Source organism: Methylobacterium sp. P1-11 (assembly GCF_008329595.1).
GTDB lineage: Bacteria > Pseudomonadota > Alphaproteobacteria > Rhizobiales > Beijerinckiaceae > Methylobacterium.
Genome location: NZ_NPKS01000088.1, coordinates 1 through 1342, shown reverse-complemented (window position 1 = coordinate 1342; position 1342 = coordinate 1). Strand labels below are relative to the sequence as shown.

The following is a 1342-nucleotide window of genomic DNA, read 5'->3' as shown; positions in this document are numbered from 1 at the left end:
TGAACCGCACCCCGTTTTGACCGGACAGGCGGCATAGCTCACGAAGGCATAGGCGTTGGCCTATGGGTAAGGCTATGTCATCCGATCCGACCGCCCCGCCGGTGCACGGCGAGATCCTGACCGGCGTTCAGCGTCGACGGCGCTGGTCCACCACCGAGAAGATCCGCCTCGTCGAGGAGAGCCAGCAGCCCGGCTCGTCCGTGTCGTTCGTCGCCCGCCGCTACGGCCTCTCGCCCAGCCTGCTGTTCTCGTGGAAGCGGCGCATGCTGGAGGGCGGCCATCAGGCCGTGCACGCCGACGAGGAGGTCGTCGGAACCAGCCGGGTTCGCGAGCTGGAGCGGCGCCTGCGCGACCTCGAACGTCTGCTCGGGCGCAAGACCATGGAAGTCGAGATCCTGAAGGAGGCGCTCGACCTCGCCCGCACAAAAAAACCGACCTCGCCGCTCAGCTCCTGGGGCGGTTCGACGGGCAATTCGCGATGAAGGCGGTCGCCGACACGCTCGGCGTGGCCCGCTCCCACTTGGCCGAGCGCCTGAGCCGCCCCGCCCAGCCGCGAGGTCCCTACCGCAAGCCCGAGGATGCGCAGCTGCTGCCGACGATCCGCGCGATCGTCGATGCCCGCCCGAGCTACGGCTATCGCCGCGTCACCGCGCTGGTGAACCGGGCACTGCACTCGCGCGGCGAGGCGAGCGTCAATGCCAAGCGGGTGCTGCGTATCCTGCAGGCAAACGGGCTCACCCTCGCGCCGCACACCGCCCGCCGGCCCGGCCGCACCCACGACGGCATCGTGGTGGCGTTGCGCTCGAACGTGCGCTGGTGCTCGGATCACCTCGAACTGCGCTGCCGGGACGGTGCGGTCGTCCGCGTGCTGTTTGCCATCGACGCGTGCGACCGTGAAATCATGGCGTGGTCGGCGACCACGACAGGCGTCTCGGCCGAGATGGTCTGCAACCTGATGATCGCCTGCTGCGAGCGCCGGTTCGGCGCGACGAAGACCCCGCACCCGGTCGAGTGGCTGTCCGACAACGGCTCCGCCTACATCGCCAAGGAGACAGCGCAGACGGCCGCCGCGCTCGGCCTACGGTTGCTGTTCACCCCGGTGCGTTCGCCGCAGAGCAACGGCATCGCGGAGGCGTTCGTGAAGACGCTCAAGCGCGACTATGCCCGCCTCGCCATCTTGACCGACGCCGAGACCGTGATGCGGCTTCTGCCGGCTTGGTTCGAGGACTACAACACCATCCACCCGCACTCCGGCCTGCGCATGCTCTCGCCCCGAGAGTACCTCTGCCGGACTGCCTAAACCCACCCCGCTGCCTGTCCGGTCAAACAGGGTGCACTCCAC

At 68.8% G+C, this 1342-nt stretch carries 1 protein-coding gene; it reads left to right on the top strand.

All coding sequences use genetic code 11. The features are described from left to right. The first annotated feature begins 62 nt into the window (after window positions 1-62). A protein-coding gene (locus CIW48_RS32800) for an IS3 family transposase (RefSeq protein WP_149314505.1) occupies window positions 63-1300 on the top strand; the annotation gives its coding sequence in 2 pieces (ribosomal slippage) (window positions 63-423 and window positions 423-1300; 1239 coding nt in all). Window positions 1301-1342 lie beyond the last annotated feature (42 nt).